The organism is Photobacterium satsumensis (genome assembly GCF_050336935.1).
Lineage (GTDB): Bacteria > Pseudomonadota > Gammaproteobacteria > Enterobacterales > Vibrionaceae > Photobacterium > Photobacterium satsumensis.
The window spans coordinates 2193544-2219265 of record NZ_JAKJSK010000006.1 but is presented as its reverse complement, the minus strand read 5'-3'; the positions used below and the strand labels follow the sequence as shown (position 1 = coordinate 2219265).

19 protein-coding genes are annotated in these 25722 nt (G+C 47.3%); 10 read left to right on the top strand and 9 right to left on the bottom strand.

Translation table 11 applies throughout. The features are described 5' to 3' along the window. Positions 1-69: 69 nt before the first annotated feature. Together L4D79_RS09995 and L4D79_RS09990 are read right to left on the bottom strand one after the other, a co-directional pair. Positions 70-531 (bottom strand): methylated-DNA--[protein]-cysteine S-methyltransferase, encoded by a 462-nt coding sequence (locus tag L4D79_RS09995; RefSeq protein WP_428650742.1) that lies wholly within the window; start codon positions 529-531, stop codon positions 70-72. Further along, on the bottom strand, positions 528-1949 hold the full coding sequence (locus tag L4D79_RS09990) for a DNA-3-methyladenine glycosylase 2 family protein (RefSeq protein WP_428650739.1): 1422 nt from the start codon (positions 1947-1949) through the stop codon (positions 528-530). The genes L4D79_RS09995 and L4D79_RS09990 overlap by 4 nt, the downstream gene beginning before the upstream one ends. A gap of 333 nt (positions 1950-2282) precedes the next feature. Here L4D79_RS09990 and L4D79_RS09985 point away from each other — a divergent pair, with 333 nt between their 5' ends. After that, complete coding sequence (locus L4D79_RS09985) at positions 2283-2894, top strand: LysE family translocator (RefSeq protein WP_428650736.1); 612 nt, start codon at positions 2283-2285, stop codon at positions 2892-2894. A gap of 68 nt (positions 2895-2962) precedes the next feature. On the opposite strand, the gene L4D79_RS09980 is transcribed toward L4D79_RS09985, so the two are convergent. Next, on the bottom strand, positions 2963-3277 hold the full coding sequence (locus tag L4D79_RS09980) for a heavy metal-binding domain-containing protein (RefSeq protein ID WP_428650733.1): 315 nt from the start codon (positions 3275-3277) through the stop codon (positions 2963-2965). A gap of 76 nt (positions 3278-3353) precedes the next feature. Further along, on the bottom strand, positions 3354-4097 hold the full coding sequence (locus L4D79_RS09975) for a dienelactone hydrolase family protein (RefSeq protein WP_428650730.1): 744 nt from the start codon (positions 4095-4097) through the stop codon (positions 3354-3356). A 142-nt stretch (positions 4098-4239) separates the two neighbouring features. Here L4D79_RS09975 and L4D79_RS09970 point away from each other — a divergent pair, with 142 nt between their 5' ends. Next, a complete protein-coding gene (locus L4D79_RS09970) occupies positions 4240-5241 on the top strand; it encodes a glycosyl transferase family protein (protein WP_428651755.1) in 1002 nt (333 codons plus the stop codon). An 87-nt stretch (positions 5242-5328) separates the two neighbouring features. After that, positions 5329-5697, top strand: coding sequence for a hypothetical protein (locus tag L4D79_RS09965; RefSeq protein WP_428650727.1), 369 nt, complete (start codon positions 5329-5331; stop codon positions 5695-5697). A 47-nt stretch (positions 5698-5744) separates the two neighbouring features. Here L4D79_RS09965 and L4D79_RS09960 read toward each other — a convergent pair whose 3' ends face one another. After that, the gene (locus L4D79_RS09960) at positions 5745-7751 is read right to left on the bottom strand and encodes a methyl-accepting chemotaxis protein (RefSeq protein ID WP_428650724.1); all 2007 of its coding nucleotides are present in this window, start codon (positions 7749-7751) and stop codon (positions 5745-5747) included. Between the two features lie 545 nt (positions 7752-8296). On the opposite strand from L4D79_RS09960, the gene L4D79_RS09955 reads away from it, so the two are divergent. The 3 genes from L4D79_RS09955 to L4D79_RS09945 all read left to right on the top strand — a co-directional run bounded on the left by L4D79_RS09955 (position 8297) and on the right by L4D79_RS09945 (position 13133). Then, complete coding sequence (locus L4D79_RS09955; RefSeq protein WP_428650721.1) at positions 8297-10885, top strand: beta-N-acetylhexosaminidase; 2589 nt, start codon at positions 8297-8299, stop codon at positions 10883-10885. 691 nt (positions 10886-11576) lie between these two features. Next, positions 11577-12542: a TDT family transporter gene (locus L4D79_RS09950; protein WP_428650718.1), complete on the top strand. Its 966-nt coding sequence runs from the start codon at positions 11577-11579 to the stop codon at positions 12540-12542. Positions 12543-12746: 204 nt separating this feature from the next. After that, positions 12747-13133, top strand: coding sequence for a DUF2799 domain-containing protein (locus L4D79_RS09945; RefSeq protein ID WP_428650716.1), 387 nt, complete (start codon positions 12747-12749; stop codon positions 13131-13133). A gap of 92 nt (positions 13134-13225) precedes the next feature. Here the strand turns inward: L4D79_RS09945 and L4D79_RS09940 are convergent, their stop codons facing one another. After that, a complete protein-coding gene (locus tag L4D79_RS09940; protein WP_428650713.1) occupies positions 13226-14848 on the bottom strand; it encodes a di-heme oxidoredictase family protein in 1623 nt (540 codons plus the stop codon). Between the two features lie 761 nt (positions 14849-15609). Here L4D79_RS09940 and L4D79_RS09935 point away from each other — a divergent pair. After that, positions 15610-15789, top strand: coding sequence for a hypothetical protein (locus L4D79_RS09935; RefSeq protein ID WP_428650710.1), 180 nt, complete (start codon positions 15610-15612; stop codon positions 15787-15789). Between the two features lie 563 nt (positions 15790-16352). On the opposite strand, the gene L4D79_RS09930 is transcribed toward L4D79_RS09935, so the two are convergent. Next, the gene (locus L4D79_RS09930; protein ID WP_428650708.1) at positions 16353-17522 is read right to left on the bottom strand and encodes a p-hydroxyphenylacetate 3-hydroxylase oxygenase component; all 1170 of its coding nucleotides are present in this window, start codon (positions 17520-17522) and stop codon (positions 16353-16355) included. 183 nt (positions 17523-17705) lie between these two features. Here L4D79_RS09930 and hpaA point away from each other — a divergent pair, with 183 nt between their 5' ends. Then, positions 17706-18578, top strand: a complete 873-nt coding sequence (gene hpaA / locus L4D79_RS09925; RefSeq protein ID WP_428650705.1) for a 4-hydroxyphenylacetate catabolism regulatory protein HpaA — start codon at positions 17706-17708, stop codon at positions 18576-18578. 73 nt (positions 18579-18651) lie between these two features. Here hpaA and L4D79_RS09920 read toward each other — a convergent pair whose 3' ends face one another. Then, positions 18652-19602, bottom strand: coding sequence for a PI-PLC domain-containing protein (locus tag L4D79_RS09920; protein WP_428650702.1), 951 nt, complete (start codon positions 19600-19602; stop codon positions 18652-18654). Positions 19603-20018: 416 nt separating this feature from the next. Further along, a complete protein-coding gene (locus L4D79_RS09915) occupies positions 20019-22034 on the bottom strand; it encodes a heparinase II/III domain-containing protein (RefSeq protein ID WP_428650699.1) in 2016 nt (671 codons plus the stop codon). 360 nt (positions 22035-22394) lie between these two features. Here L4D79_RS09915 and L4D79_RS09910 point away from each other — a divergent pair, with 360 nt between their 5' ends. Both L4D79_RS09910 and uxaC read left to right on the top strand, forming a co-directional pair. Further along, positions 22395-24170: a sodium:solute symporter family protein gene (locus L4D79_RS09910; protein ID WP_428650696.1), complete on the top strand. Its 1776-nt coding sequence runs from the start codon at positions 22395-22397 to the stop codon at positions 24168-24170. Between the two features lie 106 nt (positions 24171-24276). Beyond that, positions 24277-25683 (top strand): glucuronate isomerase, encoded by a 1407-nt coding sequence (uxaC, locus tag L4D79_RS09905; RefSeq protein WP_428650693.1) that lies wholly within the window; start codon positions 24277-24279, stop codon positions 25681-25683. The last annotated feature ends 39 nt before the right edge of the window (positions 25684-25722 follow it).

The following is a 25722-nucleotide window of genomic DNA, read 5'->3' as shown; positions in this document are numbered from 1 at the left end:
GCAATAGTATGGAAATCAATAAATGTTGATACCGATGTGCCTTCGAAAAGTAGACCGAGAGATGCGCCGTTATTTCACGAAATGCTGCTTTTCATGCTCAAGTAGCCATACCTTGATATCCAGCCCACCAGCATATCCAGTCAACTTACCAGAGCTACCGATCACCCGGTGACAAGGGACAATAATGGGAACGGGATTTTTGCCGTTGGCCGCACCGACAGCACGCACCGCTTTTGGGTTACCGATATCATTGGCGATATCACCGTAAGAGCATGTATCCCCGTACCCAATGCCATTCAACGCCTGCCAAACTGTTTTTTGAAATGCCGTGCCGGCCATATCCAGTTCCACATCAAAATGCTCCCGCTGGCCGTTAAAGTATTCTGCCAGTTGCTGGCAGCACTGCTCTGTTGTCTCTGAGGGATGCTGTTGTTGCTCAGGATCAGCGGCAAACTCAATCGCAGTAATCGCACTAACGCTCGCCATGACATTCAGCCAGCCGATGGGGGTATTGATAAGCTGGTTACTCATAATGTTTTCCATAAATATAAGGTTAAATAACTCTGCCAAGGGGCGGCCAATTCTGGCTGGAAAGGCTGCATACTGGTTTTGTCTTGGCGCTGCTCTTGCTGCACTTGTCGTTGCTGCAACGCTTTCTTCACTCCCAAGTCACCGACAAGGAAAATATTGGGGTCGCTCAGACCACGCATCTTCAGATAATCCACCGTCCACGGGCCAATCCCCGGTAATGCCAGCAAGGCATCCGGATCATCGATGTCCTGCTCAGCAGCATAACGGCCGAAGACCCGCAAGGTTTCCCGGCGGCGCTCAGGCATACCAAGCTGGTTCAAGTCATAATCAACGAAAGCCTCAGGCTCAGGGAAAAACAGTCGTTCTGGAAGGTTATCCGGATTCATTAAAATCAGCTTCTCTGCCAGATTACGTGCTGCTTTTACCGATACCTGCTGGCCCAAGATAGCCCGTATACCAGCCTCAAACGGGCTCCAAGTCCCCGGCAGGCGTAGACCCGTTTGAGTCAAGGGCTGCCCCATTGCCGCTTCAATCGCACTATCAATCAAGCCTGAATCCGCATCCAAATCCAAACAACGGCGAATATTAGCAATCGCTCTTGGTAGGCACTGCAAGTCAGAAAGATGCAGTTCAACCCGAAATCGCGTTTTGTCTGCCTCATGATAAGCGGTGAACCAGCCCTGTCCGTATGCTTTACCGAACGTTCGGCCATAGCTGTTTTCGTCCAGCCACTCCAGCCCTTCAATCAAACGAGAGGCAAAGAACGCTTGTACTGACTCCCAATCATAAGGCGGACGATACGACAGGTTGACCGTCACGGTCTGAGTTTGGTTTTCCGTATGGCTACTCAGCTCAGCTTCATTAAGCTGCTTACGCACTTGCGACGGCGTCAGTGAAAAGTGTTGGTGGAAGCAATCATTGAAGCGGCGGATGCTGTTAAAGCCACTCGCCAACGCAATATCGGTAATGGGCAATTGGCTTTCGTGCAGCAACTTTTTAGCCAACAGGCATTGCTGGTAAAGGCTATAAGCTTTGGGCGACAGCCCCATTTCTTCATTGAATAGTTTTCGCAGGTAGCGATCGGTTACACCTAGTCGCTCCGCCAGCTGTGCCAAGCCACTTTCAATCAGCGCCCCTTCGTCAATCAAGCGCTGCGCCCGCACAAAAGTCGTGCTTTTCCCCCGCCATGCCGGCGAGCCCGGCGCACTGTCTGGTCGGCAGCGTAAACAAGGGCGATAGCCTGCTTGCGCTGCCGCAACGGCAGAAGGGAAATACTCCACATTTTTTTCCAGTGGTGGCGGGGCCGGACATATCGAGCGGCAGAAGATACCGGTCGTCTTCACTGCGGTGAAGAACAGGCCATCATAGCGTCTGTCTCGCGCCAAGCGGGCTTGCTGGCATTGGGCGGGGGTCATCATGGTAGTGTGTCCTTCAGCTCGCGTTTGTTTTCAGGGTTGCTAATTCTTCTTTTAGTCTACCCTGCCGCCTCGACAATACTAGCCATTTTCGGAACTGACCCATCGCCATCAGTTAGTCATAAAAATTGAGCCTAAAACCGAATAAAAATCTACCGCGAGCTCTTTTACAGTTATTTGCTTTTATGTATCATCGCACCTATGAGCAGTTTCAAAACATCAGTAGCTCACGCAGCTACGCACAATAATCTACTAAACGTACCTTGGTAACCACCCCATCAAAGACCAAGTTGTATCTAAAAATTACATTTATACGTTTAATATTAAGAGGTTATTGTGACTCTAACTGTATTCATTTCTTTATTTGTCGTCACGTTACTGGGAACCATGACACCGGGACAATCCGTCATCATGGTGTCAAGGAATACACTTGCTGGCGGTAGACGCCACGGTATTATCACCGCCCTTTCCCACGCCGTTGGTGTTGGCATCTATGCCGCACTGTCATTAGCGGGCTTGGCCGTTGCCCTGAAAAACTCCCCGATCTTTTTTCATACGATTGCCTACGCTGGGGCTGCATACTTGGCTTATCTAGGAGTGTGCTCTTTACGCTCTAAGGGCGGGCTTTCCGACAAAATCACCAAGGGTAAAGAGAATACCCTTCTGCAGTCAGCCCGTGACGGCTTTATGATTTCCCTACTCAACCCGAAAATTATCATCTTCTTCCTCGCTCTATTCAGCCAGTTTGTAGCTGATGGGAATGACTTCACTAGCCGCCTGATCATCGTGCTGACACCTGTTGTCCTTGATGCATTATGGTATTCGTTCATTGCTTGTGTTTTATCACGGCCAAATACCATGACTCGCCTACGCAACCATGCATTGCTTATCGACCGCTTATCAGGTGCCGTCTTGCTTGGCCTCGCGGTGAAAGTCATCATGGTATAAAGAAGAAATAAACAAACAGCCCCGCAATATTGCGGGGCTGTTTTGTATATGAAATAGCACATCCTCGCCTAACGCAACTTCACTGCCGTGCCATAAACCAGAATTTCAGACGCCCCTTGCATGATGGCGCTCGTAGTAAAACGTACGTTCACAATCGCATCGGCACCTAACGCTTCAGCTTCAGCAATTGCTCGTTGGGTGGCTTCCTGCCTGGCTTCGGTCAGCATCTCAGTATAGCCACGGATTTCACCGCCGAAGATAGTCTTAAACCCTGCCATAATATCGCGGCCGACGTGCTTGGATTGCACCACATTGCCAGTAACGGTGCCTAAAACGTCCTTAATTTCGCGGCCATACACCTCAGGGGTGGTCACATAGAGCATATTGTCATCCTTATATTTATTTGCTGGCTTTCAATATATCCATACCGCTTCATATTTTGCGAGGGAAAACGTCTGACTACCATTCAACATCATCAAGAAAAGTCATAAAGCGCTGCCAAGACTTATAATCAGCATCCTGACGGTAGTTATCAGAACCATACACCGTGAAGGCATGTGGCGCACCGCTGTACACAATCATTTCATTGCTCACGCCGGCTTTTTCGAGTTCACCCGATAATACGGCAAAATCAGACATAGGGATCGCCGTATCCGCCGCGCCATGAAGGACTAGGATATTCCCTTTTGCTTTTGAATAATCTTGCCCTTGTGGGGTTTGTAAACCGCCATGGAAAGTAGCGAAGCCTTTCATGTCGGAACCGGAACGGGCCAATTCCAAAACTGCCGCACCACCAAAACAATACCCCATTGCAACGGATTTATCGGTATTGGCACCGAGCGAGTCCGCCATTTGCAACGCACCATTCATCAAATCACGCATTTTCTGCCGGTCTTTGTAGAGCTCGCCAGTATGCTGTCGTTTGTCTTTCACTTCGGTCGGCCGTACCCCGGCACCAAACAAGTCAGCAGCAAACACCGCGTAGCCTTGCTCTGCCAGCATCTCAGCACGCTTGACTTCATAGTCAGTCAAGCCATCCCAGTCGTGGATAAGCAGCACTAAAGGCGCATCCTCTGAGGGCGAAATATAGTACCCTTCATAGGCTTCATCATTTACCTTGTACTCAATCACCCGACCTTCGGTTGCACTTGTCCCAAAAGACATCGCTGCCAGCAACGCACCAAGCATTACATGTGTTCTCATAACAGGCTCCGATCATCCTTATTGATTACGTTATAACTTAGTTTCCAGAAATAAGTGTAGGCAAGCACCGACAAAAGTGTAGAAATGACCGGACGACAATCCTGTTTCATTATGTGAATAAATTTATTAGCTTAGTGCTAATATACTTGAGCACATTGACACGGAAGACACCATGACTGCTTTTTCAGAATTTATTAAACATGTTGGCCGCGGCGAGAAGGGCCGACGCCCGCTCACCCAAGATGAAGCGCGTGAAGCGCTGGATATGTACCTCGACGGCAAGGCCGATTTATTGCAACTTGCCACCCTACTGATGTTGCAACGTGTCCGTTGTGAGACCAGCGAAGAGGCCGCCGGATATATCCAGTCATTACGCGGCCGTATTTCACCTGAGTGGCGTGATTTGGACGTCGATGTCGACTGGCCTTGTTTTGCGGGTAAACGCCGCCAGCCGCCTTGGTTATTACTGGCAGCCAAACTACTAGCCCAAAATGGTATTCGGGTAATATTGAGCGGTCATATGGCGGTCGACGCGATCAAATATCAGGTTGAAAGTGCCTGCCCTGCACTGGAGATTCCGCAAGCCGCAACGCCTGATGAAGCCAGACGTATCCTTGCCAAGGATAATATTTGCTACATCCCCCTCTCCAGCTATTGCGAACCACTCATCGACTTACTGGCACTGCGCAATTTAGTGGGGCTGAGAACGCCGCTTAACACGGTAGCCCGGGCACTCAACCCGACTGCCGCCCCTTACTCCATCCATGGCATATTCCACCAAGGCTATGAGCAGCTCCACGCCGAAGCCGCCCAATTGGTTGGAGACAAAAACATGGTCGCCTTCAAAGGAGAAGGCGGTGAGAGTGAGCGCAGTCCACGTACCGCCTGCCGTTTATCTGGCGTCACTCAGGGCCAGCTATTTACTGAAGAATGGCCGACTTACTTGGAGGGCGCATCGGGTAAACACGGCGAGATCAGTGGTGAATTCTTACAGCAAATCTGGCTCGGTGAGGCAGAAAACCATTACGGTGAATACGCGGTGATTTCAACCTTAGCGATTGTGCTGAAGATGATGGGAATTTGCAGCGATCAAGAACAAGCACTCACGATGGCCCGAGAGTGGTGGGAAAAGCGGTTGAGCTAACTCGCTGAATAACTGAAAACCACATTTGGTAGTCGGAAATGGGTAAATTATCTGCATTCCCAACCTCTTTGCCACGAGATTGAATGTATGAAAAGCCAAAGACTACCAAGTGTCGTCCTCGCCCTAACGTTAAGTGCGATATCAACCACAAACGCCTCCGCAAACTCTCTGACAACTGTCACCTCGGCCGGACAACTGCATGGTGTGCTGGACTCATGCCAATTCTTTGAAGCGCTGCCTGAGATGACGATTCAGCGTGTCAGCGATTACCTGATCCAAACGACACTCAAGGCAGACAATACTGATCATCACATCGCATGGGTTGAAGCACGCGTTGAAGGGCGGCAATACGCTGATAAGCTTCATCTTGCCAATGACAACCTGCATCACGCCAAATGCAGCGGTATTGTAGAGTCATTCTGGAGTGGGACCTTACCAGCAATAAACAGGGGCTAAACCGCCCCTTGATACCATCAAACCTAAGGATGGACTTCACAACTCCACTAGCCAACAGTACGGATGTGGAACTTATCAACTTCCGAAGAAAGCTCCATCATGCGCTGTTTAATCATATTCATCTCGTCATGGATATCCGCTATCGCCTTCATGGTATTTCCGGCAAGTTCCAGCAAACCATCTACATCGGCATCCACACTGCGGGCAGTTTGAGATTGCTGGCTCGCTGCCGTCGCTATACCAATATTGAACTCGGCAATTTCATTGACGTTGCCAATCAGCCCTTCGACCAATAGTTTGGCTCCAGAGACGACCTCCTGGGTTTCCATCGTGGCTTCACGGCTCTGCTGCATGTTGGTATATGACGCTTTCGCATTCTGGGTAATGCCATCGAGTAACTGGCGAATATCTTCGGTGGACGTTTTGCTGCGCTGGGCCAAGGTTCTCACTTCATCAGCGACGACTGCAAATCCCCGCCCTTGCTCACCCGCCCTTGCGGCTTCAATCGCGGCATTCAGTGCCAATAAATTGGTTTGCTCAGAAATGGCGTTAATCGTATCAAGAATAACGGTCACCCCTTCCATTTGCTGCTCAAGCGCCTCAATGCACTGATACGTTTCATTGACACTGTTGAGCAATCGCGAGGTTGTCTGTTGAGATTGCTCACTCTGGACATAACTCGACTCCGCACTTCCACGAGCCAATTCGGTACTGTGCTGCGCATCGTTGGTAATACCGGCAACCTGTTCGCTGGTTTGCGCCATTTCAGTCATTGCGGTGGCGATACTGTCACAACGGGTATGGGTTTGCTGGCTGTCAGTACTTGCCAATGCAATAAGCTTCACCATCTCCGCCATCTCTTGCTGAGTTTGGCTCGCGACACAGTGGGCCTTATAAAGCGTATCGCTTACGCTATCCGATAATCTATCCAGTTTGGTACCGATCTCCCCAATTTCATCATCACGGTTATCAGCAAGACGAATAGTCAGATCTTTCGTTGTCGCCATCGTTGATAGCTTGTCTGAAAATGCAGTAACACGCTGAGTTAACCGCTTGAGAGACACAATGGTGAACAGGATCAAAGGAAGAATAACCAGCGCAACGAGACCTGAAAAAAACCACAGCTGATTCGTCACACCTTGCTTTTCAGCCAGCACGTTGGCCGTTAGTTCAGCCGCCATCTGATCACGCAGGCCCTTGACGGCAGAAATTCTTTCTGTGGCTAATCCAAACCAGCTCGGTGCATCAGATCCTTTCACTGCAGCCAACTCTGCTTTCTGGGCAAGATACTGCTGCTGAATACTCATCACTTGCTGCCAAGTCGATGAACGAACAATGGCTTCAAGCTGCTGTAAATTTTGCCCACTTAGCAGTAACCGGGCCTGGCGGATAGCATAAGCTTCGTCATTGATATAGCCCTGGATTTGCGCATAACGATCAAGGCTTGATTGCTGGCTGGCGAATACACCATTAAGCGCCCCGCGAGCCATTCCAGCCTGCTCTTTGGTGATCAGCAACTGCAGTAAGCCCTGCATCTCCTGCTTGAGTTCAGCATTACTAATTTGAGCCAGCAATATCGCAAGGTTATCCAACGCCAATCGATTGATATTAGAGTAATAGGCAAACGGGGAGTCCACCAACTGCAAACTATCGACTTGCTGTCGGATTATATGGCGATCATCCAATTGCGAGCGAACAGCTTCCAACAACGGCTCAACAACTTGGCTGTCCAAGTGCTCAGGAGAAAATGCCAACAATGACTGGTATGCGTTGTCCGAAAGAGTCCTTTGATTTCTTAAGGTTTGCACCTGAGGCCCCAGCCCTTTGCTGCCGAGTACCCCCGCCGTTAACCCACGTTCAACCGCAAACTGGTGGGCTACCTCATCATAAAGGTGGAATAATGCAACTGTTTCTTGGGCAACATCGGCTTGGGAGCGTTTATCCATTAACTGATAGGTTTGCCAACCAATCACAGACAGCAACAGCAATGTTGGAATAATGAAAGTGACGAGCAAAGTCTGGCGTATAGTCAGATTTTTTACTGGGCTAGTCATAATTAACCTCTTATAAATGCAATTCCTTTTACGTATTTAACATAGCAAATTGCCGTTACAATATCCGATGGTTTAATCACCAATTGAGAAAAGAATGCGCTATTTCAAAAAAGCGTTGTTCCTTGTACAGCCCCTTTTTTGAGCCTGTTTGCACCAAGTGCTGGCATCGCCATCAACCCACTCAATGATTTACCATAAAGTTACTCACTTTTTTTGTGGATAACCAATTCAAAACCATTAAAAACAACAATTTAACTTTTTCAACCTTCATTTTCATATCGAACGGAAACAGCTTACTCCCCCTGGGAATACTGATAAACCTAACGACAATAACCAGCAAAAAACAAATTACCCATAGGTATAGCGTTTGTGCTGTGCCTCGAAAAAAATAGTCAACTTAGTCACAAGCCATAAGTAGATTCTCGAGGCGATTAATAAATATAAAAATAAAAAACCACCATAACCGCTAATGACTATTGCTTATTCTGTTTTTTATTTAGCCTTTCATGGTTCGAAATAAATCTTAACGGAACTAAGGAATAGAGATGATAAGGCAAACACTTTTATCAGCCGCTCTTGCTGCTGCCTGCAGTACCCCAGCTTATGCCATCAGCGTTGATGACATCAATCAACTGGGTAATGGGCTCGATGTTACTTATGGCGTCTTGGACAATACCCAAGATGACTGGCGTACCTTCCGTGGTGAAATCGCTATTGCCAACAGCAGCAATACTGAACTGCCGGCTTCCGGATGGGCGATTTATTTCAGCCATATCCGAATGGTGAAAAGCCTTGCCACCAATGCCTTTAAAGTGACCCATGTTAATGGTGATATATTCAAGCTTGAACCGACCGAATCTTTTACTCCTCTAAAACCAGGAGAAACATTCCGCTTTGAGTTTGATGGTGGTGACTGGCAAATAGCAAAAACCGATGTAATGCCTAACTGGTATATTGTATCGGAAGACAACGGTCAGGAAGTCAAGGCCTTGCTCACCAGTACCAGCAATACAATCAACGGTAAAGTCCCCGTGAAACCCAGCGATGAGCTCCCCTTTGTGGCTGAGTTTGATACGCCTAAGAAGTGGAAGCGTTACGGCAGTGATTTGATCACCGATTTCTACGATCCCTTCACCGCCCAAGACCGTTATCAGCGCAATGCCGACCTTTCGGTTATCAACAACATTCAAGGTGTGATCCCGACCCCGGCATCTATCACTCTGGGGACAGATCAACTGCTTCTTGACGACAGCTGGGTCGTGGTATTTGACAATGGTTATGAAGAGCAAGGCCAGTATCTTGCCAACCAGCTCGGTCTGCCGGCTTCTGCATGGTCACCGCAAACAAGCAAAGTGATCCATATCGGCTGGGGACAGGTGAGCATTGACGGCCAAAACAAATGGGCTGAAGCCTACCAGCTAGCTGTCGACACTGCAGCAGAAAAGATTTCTATCAAAGCGGTTGATCAAGCCGGTGCATTCTATGCTGCACAGACGTTACTTCAGCTAAAAGACGCACAAGCCATTCCGGCAGCCACTGTTGCCGATGCGCCTCGATTTGCCTACCGCGGGCTATCGGTGGATTCCAGCCGTAACTTCCGCAGCAAAGAATCGGTGTTGCAGCTCCTAGACCAAATGGCCACATTCAAGCTCAATAAGCTTCACCTGCGCCTTGCTGACGATGAAGGCTGGCGTATCGAGGTTGCAGATTTACCCGAGTTGACGGAAGTGGGCGCCAACCGCTGTCATGATCTTTCCGGGACACAGTGTATTTTACCGTTCTTGGGAGCCGGCCCAGACGGTACCACCGAATCCAATGGCTATTACACTGCTGATGACTATAAAGCGATCCTTCATCATGCCAAGAGCCTGAATATCGAAGTCATCCCTGAACTCGACATGCCGGGCCACGCCCATGCAGCCATCAAGGCCATGGAAGCACGTTATGCCAAGCTTATGGAACAAGGTGACACGGCTGGTGCCGAACAATACCTACTCACGGATTTTGATGACAAAACAGAGTACCTCTCTGTCCAGATGTTCAAAGATAACGCCATGAACGTCTGTATGGAATCAACCTATCGCTTTGTCGATACCGTCGTGGCCAATTTAGTCTCGTTGCACCAAGATATCCAACCGCTTAAAAAATTCCACTTTGGTGGGGATGAAATTGCTGGAGCATGGAAAGACTCGCCTATCTGCCAGGACTTTCTGGCCAACAATAGCCATGGGATCACCAACATTTCTGATCTCAGCCGCTATTTCGTCGAACGTATTGCCACCATCACAGCTAACTACGATCTTAATCTTGGCGGGTGGGAAGACGGCCTAATGAATGAAGGCAAGGTTTACCCCCGTGCCCAGCTGGCTAATACGAAGGTATCCGGCAACGCATGGCAGAATATTTGGGAGTGGGGTGTGGCTGACCGTGCCTATAACCTCGCAAACAACGGCTATGATGTGGTGTATAACCAAGCGACCCACATGTACTTCGACCACCCTTACGAGCCCGATCCAAACGAGCGAGGCTATTATTGGGCGCCTCGTTTTACCGATACCCGCAAGACGTTTGGCTTTATGCCGGACGACCTTTATGCCAATGCCGATTTCACCCGTGCTGGTGCACCTATCACCAAAGAGCAAGTCATTGCTGCCGCAGGCGTTAAGTCACTAGAGCGACCAGAAAAAGTATTAGGATTACAGGGCTCCTTATGGGCTGAAACCGTACGTACCGAAGAGCAATTCGAAGGGATGGTATTCCCAAGACTGCTTGGTGTGGCTGAACGTGCTTGGCACCGCGCCCCATGGGAAGCCAATGACATCAATCAAGTCGTTGTTGATGAAGCGGGAAGAAATGCGGACTACAACCACTTCGCTAATCTGGCTGCACAAAAAGTATTCCCGAAAATGGAAGCGGCAGGGATTGCATTTAACCTTCCGGTTCCTGGAGCCACTATTACATCTGGTTTGCTGCAAGTAAATTCACCCTTCCCGGGTCTGGACATTGAATATTCAACAGACAACGGGAACAGCTGGACAGTGGTCGATGTTCAAGATCCGCCAGCTGTCACCTCAGGAGTGAAAGTTCGTTCTGTCTCCGGTGAACGTACAAGCCGAGTCGCCACTGTACTGTAACGACAGCCCCTAATTGCCCGTCCGGAGTCGATCAGGGGCGGGCAATTCCACTCGACATGTATATTGGGCCAAGTTACCCACTGTTTTTGTGGATAACATCAAACGAATGTTTAAAAACAACAGGTTAGTATTTTCAAGAAAATGGCGATATTTTTTTAGCTGCAAAATAAAAGCCGCACCATTGCAGTGCGGCTTAGTTTTTATATCTATTCTGTTGCTCCAGTCTACTTACACAGCACACATAGAGCGTTGATTGAAATACAACTTGAGGCTTCGCCACTCATTACGTTGAGTATGCCGTATCCGATATAGTCACAAATTTAAATCGGACATCATTTGTCTTTGACGAAGAAGTACTTTAGTTTTTTGTCACTTAACCAAATTGTAAACTAAGCAATACCGACGCTTAGTGTGGTTGATTCACATCAACCGGCTCCCTGTACCCTTGAGCCACATGTACGAAAACAGCTCATTCCTCCGTAAGCTAAATATAAATCAGCTCATTTACAGGTCACAAATTAAATATGGTACTAAATTCCACTTTTAGCAAACCTGATTTGCCAAATCTTCCACTAAAATGTGACCGACCCCAAACTGTGTTTTGATCCATCCCCCGAAACCTCATTGCCAAACTGGTGTAGAATGCCTTTCTCAAGTCAGTTTTATGCTCAACGAAGGTTTTTATAGCTCAATGGCAGCATTTACCAATGCTTTGATACATATTCCAACGGCCCAAGCCGCGCTTGCTTTGGCTTCAATGGGGACTGGCCTTGCCTGGTCGCTGTACTTCCCTGAACATGCTGATTGGTACCGCGGGATAGGCGCGCTGATCGGCGCAATCCTGTTAATCCCTGTTGTTCTGAAATACCTGATAAACCCCAAGCGATTCATTCAGGATCTCCGCCATCCACTTTATGGCAGCTTGATGGCCCCAATGTCGATGACCATGCTGGTATTGTCTGATTACCTGTCTTCAATCCATGTGGAAATCGCTCGCTGGCTTTGGTACCCCGCTCTAGCCCTGCATATGTTTATGATGGGGTTCTTCTTTTTCTGCCAAATCAAAAATTTTCGATTAACCAACATGTACCCGAGCTGGTTTCTCTACCCGGTTGGCGCCATCAGTGGCACCTTGGCTGGCCCACAGCTTGGTCACCACGATTTCGCTTTAGCCATGACTGATGCGTGTATTGCCATTTACTTCCTGATGCTTCCAGTTGTGCTCTACCGCTTGTGTTTTGCCGGGCGGTTACCAAGGCCTGCCAGACCGACACTCGCGATCATGGCCGCTCCAGTCAATCTATCACTGACCGCTTACCTGTTGAATGTCAGCGAGCCGGACCCAGTATTGACAGGGGCCTTGGCGGGTGTCGGGATCACCATGACCATCCTCGTCTACCTATGCTACTTCAATCTGCTCAAGCAACGCTTCCAGCCGTCATTAGCCGCGGTCACCTTCCCATCAGTGATCAGCGCCGTTGCCCTTGAACGCCTCACTGATTGGTTTGCCATCTATTACCCCCATTGGTCATGGCTCGAAAGGTTGGGTATTTTTGAAATGGTCGTTGCAACCGGTCTCGTGCTTTGGGTTGGCTGGAACTACCTCGGCTATTACTGGCCTCGCACTGCACCGGCCCGGTTGCTTTCTAGCCGATAGACATAAACCACATTAAAAAAGCGGGCTTTTATGCCCGTTTTTTCATGAGGGTTTATATACTTGTTTATAAGCTTATAAATTCTCGCTGAACCTGCATATTGAGGTAGTTTGGGTATACTTGAAGTGTAAGACCTGTCCAACAGCCAGATAGACACCTATTTGCGCTAACGGAGATTAATTCACATTTGCTTGCGGAGGTAGACGATGAAACACCTAGTTTTACTTGTAGCTGTCCTCAGCTTAGCGGCCTGTACCGGTCAGTCCTATGACACAGAACTGGCTCAGGAAAACCAATGGAGAATGCTTGGAGTCAAAGACGGTGAGAATGGCCGTTTGGTTCGCACAGAGACCGAACTCAATAGACTGAGTGAGATGCCAGAAGGCGCGATCAACGATTACCGCCTTGGCTACCAGCAAGGTATTGCAGATTACTGCCTGCCTTACAAAACCTATAAACACGGTAAACAAGGGCAGCAATATACTGGCCAGTGTCTCAATACCGAGCATGAAAACCTTGCTATCCAAGGCTGGGAAGCGGGTTACAAAGAGTATGTTTCCGAACAAGATTTACTCTGGCTAAACAGTGAATAGTCCTTGTTCGTCTCTAAAAAGCGAGCGGCTCATACTCATGAGCCGCTTCTCTATTCTATTCCCGTTTATGTCCCAATTACTTGGAAAATGAATTAAAAACCAAAAAGATCTTCTTTCTCTTTTGATAAATCAAACAGACCTGAATGTCCCCCTTCAGCCTCTTCACCTTCCTCTTCTTCAGCAAGTAATAAGATATTATTCTCTACATAGGCAATCAGTGCTTGCTGGTCTTGGGCTGACAAGCGCTTGAAGGCTCGACGAGAGTTGGCAGCATCACCACCATGCCACATGATGGCATCGGCAATCGTTGGCGAGCGCCCGTCATGCATATATGGTGCTGTAGAGCCCGCACCCCACAGTGGCTGGGTAATAAATACCGAATGACCTGTGTCTTTCTCGTCAACGGACTCAGCGATTCCCGGACCAAGATCATGACGTTTTAGATCAGAGAAAATATTAACGATGGTCTTTCCATACCGGTCCTTCTGGAAGTTCCCCAAATGCACCTGCCGGCCATCTGCCAGGGTCATCAAGTTATCAGGCATGTCTTTGGTTAAATCAAACGTGATGGCCTTCTCTGGACTCAGCCCCATCAGAACCGGGTTATCGCCACTCGGGAACATTGCATCACGGTGGGTTTCACGTTGGCTAGGTTCGCTAAAGACAGGATCATCGAGGTACAAGGTAGGTTTATGGCAGGTATCACATTTTGCTTGGTGGAATAATGACTCCCCACTCAGGATTGCCATCTTATCTGCTCGGCTTAAATCCATCAGGCCATAGCTTGCCAATTCGATTTTAGTTACCGGCCGCGGCTGACCTGCCTGGTAAATTGCCAGCGCGGTAATATCCCCCACACCCAATTCATCAACAACACCATCAAAATCATTGTCGTTACCCGCACCAACCAATTCTTTAGCCTGCAGCCCTATCTCATTATTCTCGGCGCCACGTACAAAACTTCGGATTGTCGGCTCAACCCCTTTCCACTGCAGTGGTTTAACGATCAAGTCTTCGTCAATACCATCAATCATTGAAAAATCGAAATCACCATTTGGCAACGCCTTAATCTTACCGAACTTCACCCCTTTGGTGGTCAACGTTCTAACAATCACCTTATTTCGGCTTTGGGCCCGGTCTGATGCTGCATCTCGAATGGCATGCAGATCAGCCGTCATTTCTTCAGCAAGTAGCTGCTTTGCGCCAATACCAAAAACATGGGGTGGCTGCCGGGTAATAAAATCAGAAATATCCCCGGTGCGCAGAGGGTCACGCACATTGTTACCTGCAATAGGACCTGCCCCATCAGCAAACGGCTTTAAGTGGCATTCGGTACACGCTTGGCCATTGGGTCCGGTATCTCGTGCCGGTATATGGCTTGCCCACTCTTCAGAACCATCGAGATCCATCCTTGGTACTTTTGAAAAGCGCTCACCATTACCAACATTCGCCCCGACACCATCTAGCTCATTGGCTTCAATCTCAAATATCTCATCACCAACTTCAAAGGCGGTAATAAAGGCTTCATGGGGATCACTATCGACCAACGCATTGAGCTCAGCTTGTGTGATGTGCTCTAGCTGCGGTTGCTGGCTTTTGCTGCTCACAGTAAGATCTGTCGCGTTAACAGAAAGTGCCACCAATGCTGAGACACCCAGTATTGAAGCGATGGGGTTAAGCCGATAAGGCAAGATTCGACGCTTATTGTACTGCATAAGTTCACCCTTAATTGTTCGAGCTGCAATCAGATTGCAATGCTTGTTATTGTTATCGGAAGGTGGTTACACCTCGCAGAACAAGCGTAACGTTATAAAAGGTGTCGCTTTTATTAGGAGCGAGAATATGCCACTGAGAATCGCAGATATTTCATTTTGTCTTACGAGATTCTCAGGCGAGATACAGACGCTAATCGCTAAAAAAAGAGAAAAGGGTTACTCGGGTATAAGGTAGGAGGGAAAAGCAAGTGTTTACGTAGATCTGGCAGGCAACCAGATCTACAACTACGAAATAGACCTATATCACAAGCAACTATTGGCTATCTTTTTGCTGTTTGGCTTTCTGCTCTTGTGCTTTTAGACGAGCCAGGAGGATTTGGGGCAGCGCTAACATCTCAATCATTTTTCCACCACTCTGTGTGATTTACCATCTAGGACGGCGTTGATAATACCCAAAAGTGTGACACACATCAAACTAACGCGCTGTTTTCATGTAATAAAACGACAATAAATGGTGACTTGGATGATAGGAGATATTTTCCTCCAAACAGAAAGCTTCCAGTAAAGACAATACAAAATATTTTACTCTTGCTTGAAAAATCCTTTTCCAGCGCTCAATGCGCCAGCCATTCGACATACATCACACAAATCAACAAAGGGACATATTTCTCCAATCAAATGCAACCAATTGAGCATCTACGTCAACTTATATTCAGGTAAGACCACTATGCTGGTACTAGTATCTGTTTAAGGAGAGAACGATGAAATTAGCTGATATCAAGAGCCTCCGGCAGCTTAGCAGCCACTACCAAAAGAATACGCAGGGCAGTCTTCATCGCCGGAGAAGAAGCCGGGTGAGGGAAGAAAACCCGATTGAAGATTTGGCAGACACGACGATTTGGTCAGGACGGAACCGCCGTTACAATACCGCCAGCACTTAGGCCACATCCACGCCTTGCCCTGTCATTTTGCCAGACAAGAAAAAACGGCCCTGAGCTTATGCTCAGGGCCGTTTCCCGTTCCTAATATCCTGGGTTCCAAGCAGGATATCTACTGGGCTTCCCCAGTCGGTCTCAATCACGCAAGTGCATTAACAGACCTTTAAACCACCCTCCCCCGTTCTAAGGAGAGTGATCTTTTTATTCGCAATTTGATGCTCTCAAATCTTGAAAGCAATTTATCACATAATTTTATTAATGCAAAAATTATTTGAGTGATTACTGGTTTTTTTGATTATAATCATCAGATATTTCATTACCTGTTGATTATGTTGAAAGCACGCTTATAACAAACTGTTTCATAAAATCCTCGTTAAAACCACTCACCATCACAACCAGAAAAGATAAAAATAAATTACAAACAACAACTTACGCAAACCAAGAACAAGTAACGGCTAGAGTAAAGGATATCTGTGACACTGGAACCCGATGTAATCTGGAATGTAACGTCAGCTTTAACTCAACAAAAGTTGAATCTGATTACCCTAAAATGATCAAAGCGGTTATCAGACCATGCTTGGGTCCGGCTCCAAGCCCATTAGCTGGCGACCGAGGATCTGGGCACAGACATCGTAATCGGTATACGCATGAGCGGCAGTCATATGGGAATCACGGAACAGACGCTGACCTTCATTGTCGTTAAACCATGACATCCCCCCCATGGCTTCAAACAAGCGATCTACCGCTTGGATACACATTTTGACTGCGTAAGCCTGATTAGTTCGCCAAAAAGCCAACGTATCCGCAGATGGGTATTCTTTGCGCTCTCCATGCTCCTTATGCTCTTCCCACGTTTTTTCAAGGAAGGCGCGGGCGGCTGCAACTTGGTGGGTTGATTCGGCAAGGCGCATAAGTGCAGGTGTTGCCGCCCCTACTTTAGCCCCCGTATAGGCACGCACACGGTTTTTGGTTTTTTCCTTGTAGACTTCCAGCATACGCTCGGCAATACCCAAACTGATCGCTGCGAAGCCGCAGGCAAAATATGGACGGTAAGGGGTATAGAAAATATCACTGTCTGGATAAAGCCCAAATCCCGCAGAGTATCCTTCCATCATGCCTTTTGCTGTTTCAATACGGTGCTCTGGAATAAACACGTCTTTTAACACTAACGTTTTGGTACCGCTAGAGCGCATACCTGCCGCATACCAATCATCAATAATGCTGTATTCATGGCGTGGCACCACGCCAAAACAGTAGACTTTATTGCCACTGACATCTGTACGGAGAAAGCCCAAAATAGCCCAATCGCCATGATCGCTCCCGCTACTCCAGCGCATATCACCGTTGAAAATCACCCCGCCTTCGGTTTCTTCTGTTTTTCCAAATGGGGCAATACTGCTGCTGGCGGTCGCTTCTGGATTATCGCCCCAAAATTCATCTTGGGCCTGCTTGGAAAACATCGCCATTTGGTGACTGTGTGTGGCTAACAGACTGGCCCCCCATGCAGTACCACCGCATGCTCCTGCCAATGCCGCCACACAATCAGTAAACTCAGGCAGTGAAATTTCCGAACCACCGTATGCCTTCGGTTGTAAAGCGCGGAAAAAGCCCACTTCTCGCAATAGGCGAATATTCTCTTCTGGTGGTGTGCGGTCAAGTTCAGCCTGCCCGGCATTAGCAGCAATAGTCGGAAGAATAGCTTGCATCTTTTCTAACAGGGGATTAGGTCGCTTCATGTCCAGTTCCTTTTGATTGTGAGCATTGCCGTTTCTTTTCAGCGGCTTCTTTACACTCATTATGGGAAATCACCGCCCCTTGTTAAATGGATGTTACGAGTATTTAATTGTACTTTTCGACGTTTTAGATAACATGTTAACTATCACGACTATAATAAAAACAAAAATACGGAAGGCCACGCCATGGAAGCACTGACAATCCCTAACCTGAACATCGGAAAAGTTTACGATTCTCGCTACAACGATAACGAGTTTCATCTTGAAAGGCTGAACAGTCTTGCCCTGTTTTTTGGTCGTAACATGCCGACGCACTATCACGATCGCTATTACCAGATACACTGCATTCTGGAAGGGAGCACTCATGTCCTGCTCGATCAATCCCACTACTCGATGCAGGGAAAAACCCTGTTTTTCACGCCACCTACCGTGCCCCACTCGTTTGTTACCGACGACCATGCCCATGGATTCGTTATCACCGCCAGCCAACAACTGGTTTGGCGGCTACTCGATATAGAAATAGGCCGTAATGATATTGCTTCAACGGCCATGCAGCCTTTTTGTATCCCCCTACCGGAGTCCTCGCCGCTACTTACCTTATTCGAAATGCTTGAGAAAGAGTCGGCACAACAACAATTTATGGCTGAAACGGCCAGCCAGTCCTGGCTTCAATTGATCTTGATAGAAATAATGCGGTACGCCAACAACCAACCCGTGACAACCAGCTACCGCAGTAGTGATGTTAGTGTTTTCAACCAGTTCAGCTTACTGATTGAAGAGCACTACCGATCCCATTGGACCCTACCGCAATATGCCGAGAATATCGGGCTGACCACTTCCAGGCTTAATGATATTTGCCGCCGGATAAGTGGGCTCTCTTCAAAACGGTTGATCACAGACAGGATCATGCAGGAAGCTCGCCGATTGTTACTGCTGACAGCAATGTCAATTTCTGAAGTGGGTTACGAACTCGGTTTTACTGATCCGGCCTATTTCGCCCGCTTCTTTCGTAAAAATGCCGGGATAACAGCGTCAGCTTTTAGGGGCAAAGTAAAATAATAAAAAGCACACTGCGAAAAGGCAGTGTGCTCAGTATTACTTTGACTTTATCAGTGGTCCGCGACTAATGAAATTAAGGGTACATCGGGTCCCAGAATGGGTCGTCTAACCAATTAACCGATGGCTCTGATGGATGCGGATCGTTCTCTAGCAACCAGTCATGTAATTGTTGCTGGTGATCGGTATTAATAAAGTCGACATCGGCTTTAACCAACTCACTCCAAATATGGTTATTGATATAATCATTGCCTTCTGGAGTCGCCCAAAAACGAATTTTTTGGTTGTTAGCATGGGCTTCGGTAACAATTCTATCCAGCTCATCCAAAGCTTCTTGTGGCCATTCGCCTTTACCAAAGAAATTTCCGAATTGCGGTTGGTTAAAATAGCTAAAGTTATTGCTGATAAGTGGCATCAAGCTTGGGTCGGTTTCATTGCCCAAATCTCCCAAACGACCATCAACAAACGAGTATCGCTTAGTGGCAGAGCGCATTTCTTCTATCGGACGGTAACCTGAGATAATCGCGGTGACCGGGCCTTGCTTCACGACACCATTTTCATAGGTTGTAAAAATATCTGGGTACTGACTCAATACCTCTTCTACCGCTAGCCAAGTTTCATATCCGCTATCGTTGCTGTCGATTTGTGTTTTAATATCAATCAGTAAAACAGCAGAGTGCGACCAGTTGTTATAAAAACGGTATTCGTTGTCCCTGACATACTGGACCAATGGCTGGATGTACATATCATCAAACGACCATTCAAATACTGTTTCCCACTCATCGTGGGCCACCAGCACTTCTTCATAGCCTTCGCGGTAGAACACATCCGCTTCAAAACTACCAAAACCTAAATTTACCGCACCAAAGAATGGCTCATCACGATAGTAATCGTTATGAGAGTGAGAACGGACGGTCGGTGTGACTTCCAACCCTTTACCATCATCAGAATCAGAACTACTTGAATTACAGGCAGACAGCAAAATCACAGCAGCCAACACGCCAACTAACTTCATTATATTTTTCACAAATGCTTCCCTAAAAGTGTATTTAACCTATGAACACCTATTCACAGGCGGAAACCATCTTTAATAGTAAGCATGTCACTTTGATGAAGGTAAAATGATGAAAAACATATAAAAGTATAAATTTATCCTTTTATAAAAAATTCAGCCAGGAAAGCGTGTCGCCTTATTTTAATATTCCTGTTAAAAGGCTCGTTATGTGTGAATCAAGATCATACTATTCATGTATTCAAAATTACATTTAGCCGGTGATATTGATACCGATACAAATTAAATATCATGTCATGAAAATTACACACCCAGTACTTAATACAACACCCACCGGCGATCTTTTATATTTTTTCAGGGATCCCAGTACGCGATATAAAAAAAGCCAGCAAATTATTGCTGGCTCTCAATACACTCACTCCCGCTATTGACTAGGAGGCGTCAGGTAATAAGTGGTATTCAATGCCATTCGCGGAGAAGGCTACTTTTATTGACTGCAAGTGCCCACCGCGGTTCAAGCTGATGTAAGCGCTGTCACCTACCCATTGAACATCGGCGTTATCAAGAGGTTGCTGGCTGTCCAAATCATGGATCACTGCCGCTTTATAACTGCACTCCTGGCTTCTCAGCAACATATAGGACAAATTGCTGGTCGCGGGGTTATCCGGTGCTTGCCCGGTCAGCAACTCCCCAGTCGCTGCGACAAAGCATTGATACGGTGCTTCCTCATTCATATTAAACTGCTGCGCTGTAACACCGGAGACTGATTGACTCTTACAATCGGTCATGCGCGCAAGCGGACCGTCTAGTGGATTAACGCACTCAACGGCCAGTGGACTCACCTGATGTTGGCCACGAACATGCCAGATTAAATCCAGTTGCTGAGCATGGGGATTTTCGACCTGATTGATTTCTATAGCAGCATTGCCAAGCCAAATGACACTACGTCTGAAAAGGACATCCCGATAGGCGTCCTCATCCCAATGCACCAAGGTATGGCTATCCAAGCCTGGATGCGCTTTGGACCAATCAACTACGGTATCAAGGCAAGTAACGCCATCTTTCTGCTCAAAGCTAAGCACTTCGGGAATAGCCGGTGGCTGGTTTTGCTGGTTTACCGCCAAAGTATTATGGGTCGCGGTATTTTTATAATACCCATAATGGAGCTCTGCGCCGTACCCGGTGGTACCGAGATCAGGCAAAATTTCCTTACCATCACGGCAGAGGATCAGCCCCAACCGATCATAGTGATCATGCTCGCCACCATAAGGGGTGTGCTTCAATAGCAGCATGTTATTTCGGGTGTCGTCTTTGCAAAGCGTCAATCCAACACCAGGAGCATGAATTGGCTGGGTGATCAATGGTTCGGCATCTGCAGGTAATTCATCAACACCATAAAGCAAGGCATCAATATTATCGCGGCTTTTATTCTGATAAATACTCTTCAGTACCGAAGCAAATAACGGATGATTAAATTCACTGTAAGCATATTCAAAGAGATGTGAGTGAGTAAGTACTTCCTGGCCTGCAATGCAGTCATTCAAGCGCGGGAAACGGCCATCGATTTGAACCAGTTTCAATGGGAATGCCAGCATTTGGAAGAAGCTAGGGTGATCTTTTAATGAGTATTCACTACCTCGCGCCATCATTTCATACCCCATCAACGCCTGAAGCGCATAGTAGTGGTAATGGATGGAGCCTTCGAACCACAGTCCTTCGCCGATAATGCCGTGTTCCAACTGATAGCGAAGACCGTATGGGCTATTGACAGCAAAATCGATAAATCGTTGCTCATCCAACAATAAACCAATTACCCCAATGGTCGAGCTGATTTTCATTTCATGGTTATGTAGCTGATCGCTGCGGTGCAGCATCATAAACTCAGCCCCCTCGCGCAAGAGGTTCTGCTCAATATGAGTCCGCTCTTCAGCTGTAAGCGCTTCACGCACAAAATCATAACCGCGAGCAAAGTCCATATGGCAGTTTGCTTCGCACAATGTCTGGGCATTGGCCTTACCTGGCCCATTATAAGGAATGCCACCGTGCTCTTCGTAATCTGGGTAATGATCGGCATAGCCCATCAAGATCTCGCGGACTTTATCTAAATATTTCTGCTCGCCAGTAAGATGCCATAGCAATCCCAACTCATTACAGGCCTTTGAGTTAAGACCATTGAGCCAGCGCCACCACGCCCCATCATACGGTTCTCCGGTAAATACCTTGCCATCTACCGGACAGCGGTGTGCACAAGGGCTGTTTCTTTGCCACTCTAAGCGCACCCCATGTTCAGGACAGAAGTAATACAAATTCCATGTTGCACGTGAGTCTGGTGGAACCAGTGTGTCCGAAGTCAGAATTGTATGATTATTTAAAATCAGGTTGTCGATGATCTTTGTGCAATCTTTGCCCTTAATTATCGCCATCTCATCAATTGAAAACTGAAGCATGAAACCACTCACTTTTTATGAACCACTGTTTTAATTATACACAAAGTGCAAGACTTCATCGCCTAAAATGAGTAAATACCCAACCAGATCACAGTTTCGACAACAGCTTACACGTTTGTCATCACTAACAAACATCACCTCTAATCTGCTAACTTGCTGTTATGAGGACACTAAATAAAACTCGTTTTAACCATAACCACAAAATTAAAACGAAATTGCGTTTCAATTTTTCACGAAACTGATTTCGATCACAGTTTTAGTGATAAATAATACATAAAATCCCCCTCATAAAGTTTTGAACTATAAATCGCAACAGACCAATCATCATATGTGATGAATGGCATAAGCAAAGAGAGCACTATGAATACAGAGATTATGGTAATAGGCGGGTACTTCATGCTGATGATTTTCATCAGCCTCGCCTTTAAAAAAATGGCCAGTAACTCTTCCAGCGACTACTTCAGGGGGGGAGGCCGCATGCTGTGGTGGATGGTGGGGGCAACAGCCTTTATGACCCAGTTCAGTGCATGGACCTTCACCGGTGCTGCAGGTAAAGGCTTTAACGATGGCTTTATGGCGGCAGCGGTATTCTTTGGTAATACTCTTGCTTACGGTGTTTCCTACCTTTATTTTGCCAAGCGCTTCCGCCAAACTCGTGTTGATACCCCAACACAAGCAGTGCGCAACCGCTTTGGTAGCACCAACGAACAGTTCTTCACCTGGGCGATTATTCCCCTCAGTGTATTAAATGCAGGTGTATGGCTAAACGGTTTATCTATCTTCGTCGGTGCAGTATTCGGCTTTGATATGACAACCACTATCTGGATCACAGGTATTGCCGTACTAGCCATCTCTCTTCTGAGCGGGGCATGGGGCGTCGTCGCATCCGACTTCGTACAAACACTTGTTGTTGCAATCATCTCTATCGCTTGTGCCGTTGTCGCGCTAATCAAAGTTGGTGGACCGGGTGAAATTGTCGCCAATTTCCCGTCTGACTTCATCATGGGCCCAGATATGAATTACGGTCTGATTGTCGTTGGTACTTTCTTATTCTTCGTTGTTAAGCAGCTACAAAGTATCAATAACATGCAGGACTCTTACCGTTTCCTGAATGCCAAAGACTCAAAAAATGCCAGCAAAGCAGCGCTTATGGCAATGGGCCTAATGGCTGTTGGTAGTATCATTTGGTTTATCCCACCATGGGCATCTGCCATTCTTTACCCTGAGGCAGCAACTCAATATGCTTCACTTGGCAACAAAGCATCTGATGCGGTTTATCTGGTGTTCGCTGAAAATGCGATGCCAATCGGTACTGTCGGCCTTCTCGTTGCTGGCCTATTCGCTGCAACCATGTCTTCTATGGACTCAGCCCTGAACCGTAACTCGGGTATCTTTGTTCGCAGCTTCTGGACACCAATCGTCTGCAAGAACAAACCTAGCAGTGAAAAATCACAGCTTCGTGTAGGCCAAATCGTATGTGTAATTAATGGCATCATCGTCATCTTGATGGCCCAGCTATTTAGCAGCCTGAAAGAGCTGAGCCTATTTGACCTAATGATGACCGTTGCAACACTGGCACAGTCACCAATTCTTGTACCACTGTTTATGGGCATGTTCATCAAGAAGACGCCTAAGTGGGCAGCATGGGCGACAGTCGTCTTCGGTATGTTTGTTTCTTTCCTATGTATTAAGGTATTTACCCCTCAAGCGCTTGGTCAGCTAATCGGTATTGAATTCACAGGTCGTGAAATTGGTGAGCTACGCACAATGATCACTATTGCTGCGCACCTGTTCCTGACAGCGAGCTTCTTCTGGGCAACAACTCTGTTCTACAAAGAAGAATCTTTCAGTGCAGAAGAGAAGAAAGAAATCGATACCTTCTTCGAGAACATCGAAACTGAGTGTGTTGCTGACGACTCACAAGATGAATTCGACAAAATGCAGCGTGAGAAGCTGGGTAGCATCACCATGATGATGGGGGTTGGTCTGCTCGCCATGGTTCTACTGCCAAACCCATTATGGGGACGTGCATTGTTCCTAGGTTGCTCAGGTATCATTTTGCTAACGGGTTATATGCTTAAGAAAAGTGCTCAAAGTAAACCAGAGTCAGCTGGGGAACTAGCCTCACAAAGTTAATCCCAAGACATCCCTTATCAATGCCGCCTCATTCAACTGAGGCGGCATTTTATTTTCAACAGCGTTCCAGGCCAGCTAGGCTAAATCGTTCATTGAAGAGCATGTTATGAAGAAGACTTTTCTCGATCAGCACTTTCTGCTACGCACCCCAACAGCGCAGCACCTATACCACAGCTATGCCAAAGAACTTCCCGTTATTGACTATCACAACCACCTAAGCGCCCAGGATATCTATCACGATATCCACTATCGCTCCATTGCCGATGCTTGGCTATCTCATGATCATTATGTTTGGCGGGCAATGCGCAGTAACGGTATAGACGAGCACTATATAACCGGGGATGCCAGCGACTTTGAGAAATTCCAAAAGTGGTGTGAAACCGTCCCATACCTGGTTGGCAACCCTTTCTATCATTGGGCTCATATGGAGCTACAACGGTACTTTGGCGTCACTGACCTAATCTGTCCTGAAAATTGCGATAAGATTTGGCTGCAGTGCAATGATCAAATTGACGGTGACGGCTTCTCGGCAAGACAGTTACTAGAGCGAATGAATGTCGAATCGCTCTGTACCACCGATGATCCACTGAGTGATCTTCGTTACCACCGTCACTTAGCAGAAACCGACTTCGCCGTTAAGGTACTGCCTACCTTCCGGGCCGACGATATTTTCAATATAGAAAACAGCAAAAAGTTTGTCACATGGGTGGCCAAACTCAGCTCACTGACAGAGTTAAGAATCAACAATTTTGAAAATCTGTGCCGAGCATTGGATCTGCGATTTGACTTTTTCCATGAACATGGCTGCCGCCTATCGGATCTCGGGCTTAAAACGGTTCCTTACAGCGACTCTACGCTCGAAGATGCCGACCGTGCCTTGGACAAGGCCCTGGCCGGCCAGCCCTTGTCAGACAGAGAAATCAATCAATTCAAAACCCAGCTATTCCAGTATCTGGGGCAAAAAAACTACGATCTTGGCTGGGTGATGCAGATCCATATCGGTGTACTGCAAGACACCAACCAACGCCGCTTTGAACAGCTTGGCGGCGCTACTGGATTCAGCGCGATAGACGATACCTGCATTGCACAAAATCTAGGAAAGCTGCTCAGTTTGCTGGATTATCATCGTGCAATGCCCAAAACCATCCTTTATTGCCTGAACCCTAAGGATAACTATGTGCTCGGGGCGATGGTTGGCGCATTTCAAGACAGTGACTTTGGTCCGGGTAAAGTGCAGCTCGGTGCCGCTTGGTGGTTCAACGATCAAAAAGACGGCATTGTTAACCAATTAAAAACACTGGGCAATCTAGGTGCACTCGGGCGATTTGTCGGCATGCTCACAGACTCAAGAAGCTTCCTCTCCTACCCCCGCCATGAGTATTTCCGCCGAATTTTATGTAACTTGATCGGCGAGTGGGTTGAGCAGGGCGAACTACCCGATGATGAAGCATTGCTCAAGCGCCTGATTAGCGACATTTGTTACTACAACGCAAAGAACTACTTCAGCTTGTAAGTATTCACTTAGGCACTGTTATCGTTACAGCCTGTTTAT